The organism is Salinibacillus aidingensis (assembly GCF_039522525.1).
GTDB lineage: Bacteria > Bacillota > Bacilli > Bacillales > Alkalibacillaceae > Salinibacillus > Salinibacillus aidingensis.
The window spans coordinates 19,754-33,514 of sequence record NZ_BAAADO010000003.1 but is presented as its reverse complement, the minus strand read 5'-3'; the positions used below and the strand labels follow the sequence as shown (position 1 = coordinate 33,514).

Annotated in this window: 14 protein-coding genes and 1 riboswitch; of the genes, 2 read left to right on the top strand and 12 right to left on the bottom strand. The window is 40.0% G+C overall.

The genetic code is table 11. The features are described 5' to 3' along the window. Window positions 1-101: 101 nt before the first annotated feature. Window positions 102-464 (bottom strand): SRPBCC family protein, encoded by a 363-nt coding sequence (locus ABD006_RS06890; protein ID WP_343839109.1) that lies wholly within the window; start codon window positions 462-464, stop codon window positions 102-104. Between the two features lie 172 nt (window positions 465-636). Between ABD006_RS06890 and ABD006_RS06885 the strand changes: the two genes are divergently transcribed. Continuing rightward, on the top strand, window positions 637-1,560 hold the full coding sequence (locus ABD006_RS06885) for a threonine ammonia-lyase (RefSeq protein ID WP_343839107.1): 924 nt from the start codon (window positions 637-639) through the stop codon (window positions 1,558-1,560). Between the two features lie 51 nt (window positions 1,561-1,611). Here ABD006_RS06885 and ABD006_RS06880 read toward each other — a convergent pair whose 3' ends face one another. The 6 genes from ABD006_RS06880 to tapA all read right to left on the bottom strand — a co-directional run bounded on the left by ABD006_RS06880 (window position 1,612) and on the right by tapA (window position 6,510). After that, the gene (locus ABD006_RS06880) at window positions 1,612-2,217 is read right to left on the bottom strand and encodes an LPXTG cell wall anchor domain-containing protein (RefSeq protein WP_343839105.1); all 606 of its coding nucleotides are present in this window, start codon (window positions 2,215-2,217) and stop codon (window positions 1,612-1,614) included. Between the two features lie 52 nt (window positions 2,218-2,269). Further along, window positions 2,270-3,103, bottom strand: coding sequence for a TasA family protein (locus ABD006_RS06875; RefSeq protein ID WP_343839103.1), 834 nt, complete (start codon window positions 3,101-3,103; stop codon window positions 2,270-2,272). A gap of 63 nt (window positions 3,104-3,166) precedes the next feature. After that, window positions 3,167-4,114, bottom strand: coding sequence for a TasA family protein (locus ABD006_RS06870; protein WP_343839101.1), 948 nt, complete (start codon window positions 4,112-4,114; stop codon window positions 3,167-3,169). A 52-nt stretch (window positions 4,115-4,166) separates the two neighbouring features. Beyond that, window positions 4,167-4,814, bottom strand: a complete 648-nt coding sequence (locus tag ABD006_RS06865) for a TasA family protein (RefSeq protein WP_343839099.1) — start codon at window positions 4,812-4,814, stop codon at window positions 4,167-4,169. A gap of 93 nt (window positions 4,815-4,907) precedes the next feature. Continuing rightward, window positions 4,908-5,537, bottom strand: coding sequence for a signal peptidase I SipW (gene sipW, locus ABD006_RS06860; RefSeq protein WP_343839097.1), 630 nt, complete (start codon window positions 5,535-5,537; stop codon window positions 4,908-4,910). 46 nt (window positions 5,538-5,583) lie between these two features. Then, a complete protein-coding gene (gene tapA, locus ABD006_RS06855) occupies window positions 5,584-6,510 on the bottom strand; it encodes an amyloid fiber anchoring/assembly protein TapA (protein ID WP_343839095.1) in 927 nt (308 codons plus the stop codon). A gap of 269 nt (window positions 6,511-6,779) precedes the next feature. Here tapA and ABD006_RS06850 point away from each other — a divergent pair, with 269 nt between their 5' ends. Next, window positions 6,780-7,112 (top strand): helix-turn-helix domain-containing protein, encoded by a 333-nt coding sequence (locus tag ABD006_RS06850; protein WP_343839093.1) that lies wholly within the window; start codon window positions 6,780-6,782, stop codon window positions 7,110-7,112. 340 nt (window positions 7,113-7,452) lie between these two features. Here ABD006_RS06850 and ABD006_RS06845 read toward each other — a convergent pair whose 3' ends face one another. The 5 genes from ABD006_RS06845 to ABD006_RS06825 all read right to left on the bottom strand — a co-directional run bounded on the left by ABD006_RS06845 (window position 7,453) and on the right by ABD006_RS06825 (window position 13,699). Further along, entirely contained in the window at window positions 7,453-8,406 is a 954-nt protein-coding gene (locus ABD006_RS06845; protein WP_343839091.1) for an ABC transporter permease, read from the bottom strand. Continuing rightward, on the bottom strand, window positions 8,407-9,456 hold the full coding sequence (locus ABD006_RS06840; RefSeq protein ID WP_343839089.1) for an ABC transporter permease: 1,050 nt from the start codon (window positions 9,454-9,456) through the stop codon (window positions 8,407-8,409). Then, entirely contained in the window at window positions 9,443-10,984 is a 1,542-nt protein-coding gene (locus ABD006_RS06835) for an ABC transporter ATP-binding protein (protein ID WP_343839087.1), read from the bottom strand. Before ABD006_RS06835 ends, ABD006_RS06840 begins: the two co-directional genes overlap by 14 nt. Before the next feature lie 154 nt (window positions 10,985-11,138). Next, window positions 11,139-12,257 (bottom strand): BMP family lipoprotein, encoded by a 1,119-nt coding sequence (locus ABD006_RS06830; protein WP_343839085.1) that lies wholly within the window; start codon window positions 12,255-12,257, stop codon window positions 11,139-11,141. Window positions 12,258-12,626: 369 nt separating this feature from the next. Beyond that, window positions 12,627-12,728, bottom strand: a riboswitch (purine riboswitch). Window positions 12,729-13,030: 302 nt separating this feature from the next. Then, window positions 13,031-13,699 (bottom strand): DUF4352 domain-containing protein, encoded by a 669-nt coding sequence (locus ABD006_RS06825; RefSeq protein ID WP_343839083.1) that lies wholly within the window; start codon window positions 13,697-13,699, stop codon window positions 13,031-13,033. Window positions 13,700-13,761: the final 62 nt, after the last annotated feature.

Below are 13,761 nucleotides of genomic sequence, written 5' to 3'. Positions count from 1 at the left end.
GTTCTCAGTGAACAATCGCTTTATGAATTGAATGTTTCATCTATCAAATTTTTTAATAAATGAACTGTCCCACCATGCAAATTCATAATTATGGTAATGGTTTATCCCCTCTCCAAATATGTTATTAGCGCATCGAGATCCTTGGCACAGGCTTTCTTGAAGGAGCCCGCCATCATCTTTCCAAACAGTTTTGTCAAGCCAGTGAGCCCCTTTATCTCACCATTAAGGGTGATTTCTGATCGTTCTTCTGATGAAGTGATTCGGTATGTAAAAATAAATTCTCCTTTGCCTGTTGTTCCTTTCGTTCCGTCACAGCGAAGGACAATTTTTTCCGCCTCCTTAAGCTCGACAACTTCAAAATGTTCATAGGCCTCTTTTCCAAACATCTTTCTTGTTTCCTTCCACTCGCTCCCCTCTTTCATGGGACCATCATCCAACCTCTCCATTCGAACAAGTCCCTGCATATTATGGCACCACGAATAGAAACAGAGTGGCAATTAAGCATAATCCTTACACATAAGACAGACCAAAATCATGGGTGTATGTTACTATTAGTAAACAATAAAACTTTTTGCAGAAGGATTCCAGACGCTTATGTCTTCATTCATAATAGATGTAAAAGGAAGGTGAGCTGACATGATTATCGTGCATGATATTTTACAGGCTCGTGAAAACATCGCTGATTACATTCATGAAACCCCTATTCTCCATTCTTCTCAGCTTAGTGAAATATGCGGGAATGAGATGTATTTTAAAGCAGAACACTTGCAGAAAACCGGGTCGTTTAAAATTCGCGGAGCTTCCAATAAAGTAAGGAAGGCCGCACGGGAAGGAACTACATATGTAACTGCAGCCTCAAGCGGGAACCACGGTCAGGCGGTGGCCTATATAGCCCGGCAATTAGGTATACAGGCTACTATTGTGACACCTGTTGATTCAGCCGAAAGCAAGAAAAACGCAATCAAAGCCTACGGAGGAAAAATTGAGGAGTGTGGAACCACGTCAGCAGAACGGCTACCAAGAGCAAAAGAGCTGGCAGACGAACATAACGGGATGTTTATTCCACCCTATGATGATCCCTTGATAATGGCTGGGCAGGGCACCATCGGTTTAGAAATCATGGAGCAACTGGAGGATGTTGATGCTGTTGTTGTTCCTATTGGTGGTGGCGGTTTAATATCAGGGATTTTGACAGCTATTAAACAAACGAAGCCAAAAGTGAAGGTCATCGGGGTTGAACCTGATACAGCTAACGATACATTTCTTTCTTTGAAAAATAAAAAGATCACAGCGATACCTGCGACCACCACGATTGCTGATGGACTCAGAACCAGTCAGCCTGGACATATGACATTTCCTGTTCTTCAAAAATTTCTGGATGACCTTGTCCTGGTTTCAGATGAAGAGATCAAACAGGCTCAGAAGTTTGTGCTGGAACGAATGAAACAGCTGATTGAACCTTCAAGTGCAGTGACCGTAGCAGCTGCAATGAATGGAAAATTAGGAATTAACGATAATAATGTAGTGTGCGTGCTTTCAGGTGGAAATGTAGATGTTTGAGGTTCATTTATCAATAAAACAAGCCTTGATTTCCATCCGTCTAATCAAGGCTTACTCTTCATCTATATTTCTTTTTCTTTTTTGAAAATAGTATAGAGATCCGCCGCCAAGTATCAGTACGATCCCTAAAATCATGTAATTAAACATGTTTGTGCTGGTTTCCGGAAGTCTATGCTCTACAGGGATGGCTCCACCAAGGGTACCCTCCACAAATACTTTAAATTGAAATTCCGCGGATAATCCTTGAAATTCATTCCCTAGTTCATATGGCATTTCAACTTTAAATGTTAAAACCTCGGAGTCACCACTTTTCAGCTCCCGTGACGCCAGTTCTTCAAAATTTTTCAGTTTCCCATCAAACAAAACCTCATTTTTATCACGAACGGTTAAAAGAAATTCATTGTATAATTTCTCAGATCCATTGAGGAAACGGTTTGTGAACAGATAGTTAAAGTCTCCTTCGCCCTTGTTATAAATGGTCATTTCTTTCGTGGAAAAATCTCCGGGTTTCAGGTTTTGCAGATTAAAAAAGACATTATGGGGACTTGTTGCAATATCTATACTCTGATCCTTCTCCCCATTTATTGTCGCTTCCAAATATGTAGGAAACGCAAAAATTATGATACAGCTCAATAGGAGAACCAGTAATTTTTTCATGGTATTACCTCACCTTTTATCAGGGAATGAACCCTCAGACTAAATTAAAAGATTAATAGTCTCCGGAGTGGGCCTTTTCGTTCTCTTTAATGTAGCCCTCCTCCGAAACTTCAATGCCTTCCCATTGGGTTCCTTCAAATGAGAATGTGATATCAACGGAGTCACCCATGAACTGGTTTTGGAGAAATTCACCTTTGGCCGGTCCTTCTGATTTTCGATTTTTATCGTCTTTCATGGTGATTCCAATAAGGACCGCTTCTTTGTCGTCTGGTGTTACTGGGAGCCCGTCAAATTTATCCCTGTCAATAAATAGTCCGCCTTCATTATTTGGGGCAATACTTATACGACCGTCAGAGCCTGTTACTACATCTGATGGAAAATCGTTATATTTTAAATCTTTAAGGGTGATTTCGTCTTCAGAATTGATAATACTGAAGTGGTCATCGTAAAATTCCTGGATAACATCAGGATCTAAATCTATTAAACTCCTGCTTGTTACCCATAAAACATTCACCTGATATTGATCTAAAAATTCATCCACATCATTATCAGACCCCAATTGCTCAACAAACTCATTGTTTCCATTTTTAAAATTGGATGCGATTGTATCGAGTAAAACTTCCTTAATTGCTAATGAGCCAACATTATCAATCGTAAATGCTCTATACATTGAATCCCCAGGTTTTAAATTCGAGACTTCAAATGTATACGGAATCCGGTGTTCTCCTAAATTTATAGGCTGGATTTCAAAGTCAAGTTTCCCAGCAGCAAACTCAGCTGTTTGTTTTTCCACATCGTTTACTGCCGCCCATGTGCCTGTTCCAATTAAAGAAATACCTACGCATGCACTAAGTGCGCCTGTTGCCAGTTTTCTTTTTATCCTCATTGGTTTCACCTCTATTCGTTTTTAAAGGAGGTGGGGAGAAAATTCCCCACCTTGAGCTAATGCTTATCTAGGTTCTCCTGCTTCTCCCTCATTTCCATATGCATCACCGTTGTTCGCTCGCTCGTTTGTCTCAACGTATCCATCTTCTCCACTGCCTTCTACACCATCACCAATGTCATCTTCAGTCACTTCTTGACCGCCCCATTGACGTGCTTCGAAGACTAAGTCAAAGTCCGCGCTGTCACCGTTGAATTTGTTTTGAATATATAAGTCGCTATCTTCGTTATGTCCTTTTTCTTCACTGCTAATATATTCAATGGTTAGTTCCAAAACATCATGATCATTTGGATTTACGGTCACACCATACCATTCATTCTGATCAATGGTGGAAACATTCATGCCGTTAACCCCTTCTGCATCCCCATCTTTTACATAGCTTAATCCATTTACAGAGCTAGCAACTGTATCAATAGCGTCCTGTTTATCAGAACCAGTGTATTCTAAGCTTGTTGCTTTATAAAAATCTGCTAAAGAGATGTTCTCAGCAACAATATTCTTATCATAAGTACCACCTTCTTCGTATCCAACAACAGCAGCAGTAATGGCAAACTGATCTAAATATTCCATGGCTGTGTTCGGCCCAAATACATCAGAATCGGTCCCTTCAGGAGCTTCACTCGTATCTCTGTAAGAGGTTTCTCCATCCATTGAGTAACCCCAATCGTCAAAGTTTAGATTATCCATTCCCAGCAGTACATCCTTAATTGCAAGTGTTCCATGGTTTTGCAAGTCAACTCTTACTTTAGAATAGTCTCCTGGCTTTAAATTCCCTAATTTAAAATTCATCTGTGTTTCGCCATCTGGTCTTAATTCTAAGTCAAGTTCCCCAGCACCAAGAGCCGCTTCTTGACGTTCAACATCATTAACGGCCGCAAATGTTCCTCCAGCAATGAGGGAAAGACCCATTGTGGCGGATAATGCGCCCATTGTCATTTTCTTTTTGATACTCATATAATCTCCTCCATTTTATAAAATTAGATTAATAGACATTGAAGCATTAGCCTTATTCAGCATCGTCGCCGTTAAATCTTTCTTCACCTGGCATTTGCGTAGCTTCAAACACCATTTCAAAGCTGGCTTCTTCACCCTGGTATTTGTTTTGTTCAAAGTAACGGCTATCATCCAAGCGTGTTGGGTCGTCTTTAAATGTTACTGTAAAGTCATATTTAACAGAATCTCCAATTGCCATACCGACAGTTTCGTTATCAGTCAGAGTAATATCCCTAGGTCCCGCATCTACTAGATTATCAAGAGTTGTCGTCCATACATGGCTGCCATCCTTTTCAATCCTTACTTCAAACTGGCTTAAGAAATCTTTCTCAGTATTTGATCCATCTTCCAGCCCTAGTACATTTTTATCCTCCCATGTACCAAGTGATTTCGTTGTAACCAAAATTTGATTAATGTCCAGTGTAGCCATATCCCCATGAACCAAATGCAATGTTTTCGTAAAATGATCTCCTGGCTTAAGATTTCTCAATTCAAAATCAACCGTATTTTTTTCACCAAATTCCAGATCAAGAACACCGTTAGCCAATGAATTCTGAGTAGTCTCTACGTCGTTAAACGCTGCCCATGTCCCTCCTCCAATCAACGATAAACCTAGTGCACCTGCTAAGATGCTTGTGCCCATCTTCTTTTTCATACTCATGAAAAATTCCTCCTTTAATAGATTTCACCCATAACGGGTATGTATGTGAACCCTTGTCAGGGGGAACACCCAATATTATTCACGCTTTACAAATTAAGCCTCGGTATCAGTTGATGCTGCAGCTTCTTTGTTTTGCCGGTCTAATTCTCTAAGTGCCAGTCTGAATGAGTAAACGGCATAACCCAGTAACATTAATCCAGGTCCAATTAATAGAATTGCTGTCCCCATTGGTGAGCTTGCAAAGTTCAAGAAATAGCCAATCAGTGGAATTGTGACTCCGCTATATTTCGCGACCACATTGTCACTTAGTACCGGCTGCGTGTCAGGTCCATCATTGTTATCTCCCTGTGTGCGGTAAAACGTGTTATCTCCTTGTGTAAACTTCTCTATGATTCTATGGGTGACTAATGCATTTTCGTTGGCCTGGAAGGTTATGATGTCGTCTTTTTGTAAACTCGCAGGATTTTCAACTTCTTTCACAACAATAATGGATCCGGTTTCAAAAGTAGGCTCCATGGAACCGGATAAAACGGTTTTAAATTGATATCCGAATATTTGCGGTTCCCCACCTGATGCTCTCGATGAAAGGACGATAATCGTCATTAATAGAAGAGTCGCACAGACCAATAGATAAAGTGTGTTTTTAATAACCTTGAATACTGATTTTGTCGGAAAATTGACCTTGCGTTTAGAATTTGTTTCCGTTCTTTTTGGCGTCTCCATGATTCAACCTCCTTTGTGTTTGTTATATAAAAAGAGAAGTTAGGTTTCAGTTTTCTGTTTCAGTGCTTTTGCCTGCTTTTTGTGATGTTCCAGCTGTATCCTCTGTCTGACTGCTTTTATCAGGATGATCACCTTCTGCACTGTCACTTGTTTCGCCATTTGTGTCTTCTTGGCTGTTCTCTTTACTCTTATCTGCTTTTTTAACAGCAGTTTTATCTGTATCCTCCGTTTTGCCGTCCTCTGGCTGATCCTTTCCCTTCTCTACGTTGTCTTCATTACGGGGATTTTGCTTGCCATTCTTTTTCCCATTGTCACTTTTGTTCTGGTTTCCATTACTGCCATTATTTCCGTTGTTTTCGGGATTTGAATTACTCTCTTCAGAATCGTTTTGCCCTGACTGGTTTTCTGAATCATCTTGTTCCTGCTGTTCACAATTGTTTAGTTCAATTTCATCACTCCACAGTTCACCTTTACCTGGATGTCCAGGCCTTTGAAATGCCTTAAACATGTATTTACCGTCACCTTCACTTGGGTTAGCCTCAATCACTGTTTTTTCTCCAGTTCCCAAGGCAGGAATTTTACCAGTGAAAATGTTCTCACCAATAATTTTCCCCCCTTTTTTAATGGGGCCTTTTTCAACATAATAGACTTCAAAATCTACCGGACCGTCCATTGGTTCTGAATCTTTTCCATTACTTACGGTTGCCTGTAGGGCCTTACAGCTGCCAGTTTCTCCGATAAATTCGAGAGAACTCTTATCCCACGCACCGTTGTCATCCCAGGCTACGTGAATCGATCCTTGTGTCTTTTCAGTATCATTTACAAGTGCTCCGGTTCCTGTCGTTAGCATCGTTGCAATAATAATCATTGCGCTCCAGAATCCTAAGAATTTAAAGGAAGATGCGAGTTTCTTTTGTTTTTTCATAAACTTTCTCTGCTGCCGATTATGAATATTCTTCAACCTCGATCTCACACCTATTTCCTCCCTTCAGCACGATCATTTATGTTCGCTTTGTTCTTTGTAACGAACCATGAGTAGAGTATAGTATATGGTGTTCGTTTATAAAAACATTAAAACCTGCTAAATTTCTTTATTAAGAACACTAAAGGCCTATTTTCCTCTTTTTAACTCCTTTTTTCGTATTATTTTGTAATTTTATAAAGAATGTTTTGTTTTATATAATGAACTCACCAACATTATAAACCTGATAAACTAAAAATATACCTAAAAAGGAGAAAAATATGATTGGAGAGCGAATTAGAAGTCTGAGAGAGTCAAAGGGGTACTCAATGACTGAGCTTGCGAAACACTCAGGAGTATCCAAATCCTACATAAGCAATATTGAAAGGAACCTCCAGCAGAATCCTTCTTTACAGATTCTGGCTAAAATCGCTCAGCCTCTGGACACATCTGTGGAATTTTTATTAGGCATAGAATCTGAGGAACTGGCTGAGCTCGATGAAGAGTGGATTGATCTTTTAAAAACCGCTATAGACTCAGGAGTGACCAAAAGAGATTTTGCAGAGTTTCAGAAATTTGTGAAGTACAGAAAATGGATTGAGAACCGTCCATAGGAACAAAGGCAAAAGCGCCCGTTTGTCCAGCTGCGGCTCCTAGGTCAAGGCGGATATAAGCCAAAGCCATTTCGTGGCCAAAACCATGCCACTCCATGTCTTCGTCTTATCCCGCATGACCTGAACAGTCGCCTCCGCTTTTCTCTGTCCAGCTGCGGCTCCCAGGCCCAAGCGGTCATAAGCAGAATACCCTCCATGGCCAAAAAGCGGCCACTCCCGGATATTCTGCTTATGCCGTCGGGCCTAATCGGTCGCCTCCGCTTTTCTATTAGTAAAAAAGGTACCCGGTACTCCAATAGACATGTGTCAATTTGAAGTATCAGGTACCTTTATTTATTCTTTATCTGCTTCCTTTAATATAAGGTTCTCCGTTTGCCTGTGGAGCCTCGGCACGGCCAATAAAGCCTGCTAAAGCTAGAATAGTTAAAACATAAGGTGCGATTAACAGGAACACCTGTGGGATATTCTCCAGCAGAGGGACTCCCGCACTGATAACACTCAGGCTTTGAGCCAGCCCGAAAAACAAGGCAGCCCCCATCGCTCCAAGGGGATGCCATTTCCCAAAAATTACAGCCGCTAAAGAAATAAACCCCTGTCCAGCAATGGTTGAATGGGAAAAATTAGATACAATGGTAAGAGCAAATACGGATCCTCCTAATCCACCGAATGCTCCTGAAAGTATAACAGCTATATAACGCATTCTGGCAACTTTAATTCCATTCGTGTCGGCTGCCAATGGATGCTCCCCAACCGCTCTCAGACGTAAACCAAATGGAGTTCTGTACAATACATACCATGAAACAAAAGCTAATAATATTGCAATATAAGAAGTCATATAGTTTCCCTCAAAGAATAAAGGACCGATGATTGGAATATCAGATAACACGGGAATATTTGTCGTATAGAAGGGTTCATCAACCATATCTGTCTGTCCTTTATCATACAGAACTTTTGTTAAATAAACCCCGATCCCTAAAGCAAGCATATTAATTGCAACACCACTAACAACCTGATTAGCGTTAAAGGATACAGAAGCTACTGCATGAATAATGGAAAAGATGGCTCCAATGACTGCTGCCACAACTATAGATATCCAAGGGGTCCATGAACCTAAAACATCTGAAAAGGTAAGGTTAAAAACAATACCTATAAAAGCACCCATCACCATGAGGCCTTCCAACCCAATATTTACAACCCCGGATCTTTCACTGAATACTCCGCCTAAAGCTGTTAAAATAAGAGGTGCGGAATAGAACAGAACAGTAGGAATAATGGACTGTAAAGTATCAAGCATCTATTTCTCCTCCTTTTTAAAGCGAAGTATTGCCCAGCGAATAATGTAACTGGAAGCAACGAAAAAGATAATGAGGGCAATGATGATATCAACGAGCTCAGTAGGTACCCCTGCTGTGGTCGGCATTTCCCCGGCACCTTCTTTTAATGCTCCAAATAATAAGGCAGCTAAGACAATACCAAAGGCATGATTTGATCCAAGCAGCGCCACGGCAATACCATCAAATCCAAGGTTGGTGAATCCTGACATGACAGAAATGGACCCATACGTACCAAGTCCTTCCATTGCACCGGCAAGACCCGCAAATCCACCTGCTATCACCATTGACCAAATGATATTTTTACTAACGTTCATCCCTGAATAGTGAGAGGCATGCTGATTGAAACCTACTGCCTTAAATTCATATCCATAGGTGGTTCGTTCGATAAGAAACCACATAATGAATACAGCGAGCAGAGCAATTAAGATTCCATAGTGAACTCTGGAGTAGAATGTAATACTTTGTAACCAGGATGATGCTAATGACGCCGTTTCCGGTATGGCTTCAGTCGTTGTTTTTTGGTCAGTTAAGACGCTTCTTATAATCTCATTTGTCACGTGCAAGGCAATGTAGTTCATCATAATTGTTACAATGACTTCATGAACCCCAAGTTTTGCTTTCAGTAAACCAGGCAAAAATCCCCATAGGCCGCCAGCAATTGCTCCTGCAAGTACAGCCAGGGGAAGATGGATAATCATCGGGGCATCAATAGCCAATCCAACCCATACGGAAGCGAGCCAGCCAACAATAACTTGTCCTTCTGCACCAATATTAAAAAGACCCGTTTTAAAGGCAAATGCAACCGCAAGTCCTGTTAAAATTAATGGGGCCGTTCTCCTGATCGTCTCTCCCAGGGTATAAGCATCACCAAAAGCACCGTTCCATAAGGCAGCATAGCCCTTAATCGGATTATGGCCAGAGCTAATCATAATCACTGCACCAGCAATCAGTCCAAGAAGTACCGAAATGATAGGTACAATAATTCCAAACATTTTTCTATTGGATGTCATGATTACTCTCACCTGCCTTCCCCTGACTGCCGGCCATTAACAGGCCAAGCTCCTGTTCGTTTGTTTCATCAGGTTTTAAATTAGCGACAATCCTTCCATCAAACATCACAGCTATCCTGTCACTGACATTCATGATTTCATCAAGTTCAAAGGATACCAGGAGAATGGCTTTTCCTTTATCACGTTCTTCAATTAACTTTTGATGAATAAATTCCACGGCTCCAACATCAAGACCTCGCGTTGGCTGAGCAGCAATAAGTAAATCAGGTGAACGATTAATTTCTCGTCCAATGATCGCCTTCTGCTGATTGCCACCGGACAGAGCCCGCGCTTTCGTATATGCACTTGGCGTACGGACATCATATTCTTTTATTAAACGTTGAGCTTTACTGAAGATTTCTTTATAATTTAATACTTTTGCTCTGGAGTAAGGCTTTTTATAGTATGTTTGCAATACAATGTTTTCGCCGATTGAGTAGTCTAAAACAAGGCCATATTTATGGCGGTCCTGAGGAATGTGCCCGACACCACTTTCTGTTATTTTCCTGGGAGAAAGATTGGAAATTTCTCTGTCATTTATCTTAATAGACCCCGACCTGATTTTTGTCAACCCAGTTATGGCCTCAATGAGTTCCGATTGACCGTTGCCATCAACACCAGCTATACCAACGATTTCGCCAGCACGAACGTCTAAATTCAAGCCTTTAATGATGTCCACTTTTCTGGTATCTCTTACAACTAAATTCTCAATCTGAAGAACATGATCTCCTGGCTTAGCTTCTTTTTTCTCTGTTTTAAAATGAACCTCACGACCAACCATCCACGATGCAAGTTCAGTAGCATTGGTTTCTGAAACATTTACCGTGCCAATCCCCTTGCCTTTACGAATAACCGTACACCGATCACAAACGTCCATAATTTCCTTTAATTTGTGTGTGATTAGAATGATAGATTTCCCCTCTTTAACAAGGGAACGCATGATTTCCATCAATTCACGAATCTCCTGAGGGGTCAGGACAGCCGTTGGTTCGTCGAAAATTAAAACTTCAGCACCCCGATAGAGTGTTTTCAGGATTTCGACACGCTGCTGCATCCCTACAGAAATATCACGAATCTTTGAATCAGGATTTACTTTTAATCCATATCGATCAGATAGTTCCTGAATCTCATCTCTTGCCTTTGCAATATCAATCCTGCCAAATTTATTGGTCGGCTCCTTCCCTAACACGATGTTTTGCGTAACAGTAAATGGTTCCACCAGCATAAAGTGCTGATGCACCATCCCAATTCCTAACTCATTTGCAATGTTTGGATTCGTTATTTTTACATTTTTATCTTTGACACGAATTTCGCCTTTTTCAGGTTGATATAAACCAAATAATACATTCATCAGTGTTGATTTTCCTGCACCATTCTCACCCAATAAAGCATGGATTTCGCCTTTCTTTAATTGGATTGTAATGTTATCATTTGCAACAATGCCGGGAAACTCTTTCCTTATATTTAACATTTCAATCGCATATTCCAAGTTTGTTCACTCCTTATGAAGCTCTCGTTCAAGTTACCAGGCTTTTAAAATGAAAATCAACGAAAGAAGGCTTTCATTCACCCCTCTTTCGTTGAAGATTTCAGATAGACGATCCATTAAGTGGGAAGGATTCATATACCTTCCCCGCTTCCATTTATAATGAATTAAGGTATGTCTCTAATTCCTCGATCGTTTGTGGCACTTTCACTTCACCGTTAAGAATTTGTTCTTTCCAATCTTCAATTGCCGTAATGATTTCTTCTGTCATAGCTTCTTTATTTGTTACAGCAACAGCTATCCCATTTTCATCTAAGCCGTATTCCAATAATTCTCCTCCAGGGAATTCACCCTTCATTCCTCTGTTGATAACATCCTGAACCGCTACGTCGACACGTTTAATCATGGAAGTTAATGTTACATTATGCTCTCCAATTTGACCTTCATCGTGCTGATCACGGTCTACACCAATGACCCAGATTTCACGTTCAGGATCATTTTTCTTAATATCTTTGGCTTGGTTAAATACACCATTCCCTGTCCCGCCAGATGAATGATAAATGACATCTACGCCACTGTCATACATGTTGGTGGCGATTAATTTCCCTTTTGCAGGGTCGGTGAAAGATTCAGCATACTGCACATCCACTTTAATATCAGGATTCACTGATTTTACACCTGCGATAAAGCCGGATTGAAATTTCTTTATTAATGGGGATTCAATTCCACCAACAAATCCTACTTTATTTGTTTTCGTCTTCATGGCAGCAGCTACGCCAGCTAAGAATGAACCTTGATGCTCTTTAAACCTGACACTGGCAGCATTTGGTGCATCGACCTCTTCATCAATGATGGCAAAATTCGCATCTGGAAATTGCTCTGCCGCTGTTTGAATGTCTTCTTTTAATTTAAATCCAACACCAAATACTAGATTATACTGGTCACGAACAAATCGAGTGATGTTAGGCATATATTCTGCTTGCTCATTGGACTGGGCATAATCATAGTTTTCACCTTTTGAGAATCCATTCTCTTCTCCCCAAGCCTGGATACCTTCCCAGGCTGATTGATTAAAAGATTTATCGTCTACTCCACCTTCATCTGTAACCATAGCAACTTTATAATCTGAAGAAGCCTCACCATTTCCAGACGCAGCATCTCCATTTTCCTCGGTTCCTGCCTTCTCTTCTCCCGGATTCTCTGTTCCGCCACATGCCACCAGAAGTAAGCCTGCTGATAAAAATAAAACCAAAAGCAAATAGATACGATTTCTCATTGATTTCCCCTCCGATTTCTATTAATTAGAATGCAGATAGTGAAAAGATCTACTTACTGCATGTCCTGTAACGATTTCGCATTGCGTTTATTCCTTTTAAACATGAAACGAATGAAATATTACCGTTTGCGTTTGTTATAACTTAAACTGGTAAAACACCTCCCACTCCATTGGATGAATTCTCTATTTTTCATATAATCGTAAAAAAAGGCCCGAAACACATGCCTACTATGTAAAAGCATGTATTTCGAGCCTATTAGACCGAAATAAGATAATCATCTATTTAAAAACACGACTTGCTGCCCATTCCGGCGACAATCGATGCTTTCATCTTACTATCTTCTACACTTAGATAGTATAAAATAGATGTTATCCGGACTCGCTTTCCATAGTCAGTTTATTTACGGTAAACTGGTAGAAACTTGCAGGCCATATCCCCGCGATTATATGAAAAATCTTATTAAGTTCGGTTTTAGTATATCATTCATTTCTAAGATTGCAAATATTTTTTCAGTATAATTAACATTCAGGATGTAGTAAAGCTCTGTAAAAACCTATCACTATTATCTTTTCATTCATCTCATAAAAGTTTTCCGTTTGAAGTCATTGGAAAGTTTACCGAATCATTATTAACAGAATATTATTATTATTCGTATTTCTTAGTCGAAGCACATAGATGGTTTGTTAAAAATGCGAGGACTGCTTTTACTAACTGCCGATATTTTTACTTTCTTACCTATCATTCAAATTAATGTATCGTTCCATCTATGACCTTAAAATGCAATCTCAATTTTGCTTCCTTTCTGAATGGACTCATTGTTTTTATCAAACACGTCACTCGTTGTTACCGTGATTTCAGTCAATTTATCAGGAGCCGTTTTGTCAAGTATAAAGGCTAATTCTCCTGACTTTCTTTCATTTGCGGAAAGCGTTCCATTTAAATTCTGAAGGTAAAAATCGTCCTCGAAGTCTTTGATCTCTCCTTCATTTGTTTCTAAAACAGAAATCGGAGCAAAATTCACGCTTTCTTCAGATGTATTATTCAGTGTGACATGGAATTTAACATACGTAAAATTCGTTTCGTTATGTGTATAACCATGAAAGAAATCAATTAAATGATAGGCGGGGATGTAGTCCATAACTTTCACATTAGAAATGGTAAGCTCTATGGGTCCAATCATGTGCGTTTCATGATAATCTGAAATTGCTTTTAGAATAACTTTTCCGTCTTCATCCCTGAATTCCTCGCCAACTTCCTTTAAAGAGCGAGTATCTGGGGCCTGCGGATTATTCGAATATGTTTCCTTTTTATCATTAGATTCTGCATGAACATTTCCCGATTGTGACTTTTGCTGTACCTGTTCATCAGAAGATTCTTCATTGGAATTCATGCATCCTGAAAGAGTAAATGCTGTCATTACAATTAATAATGCCTTTTTCATAGAATTTCCTCCTGCATAAAAGAGATGAATCCTACCGCCAAAAAGCGGCAGGATTATTCTTT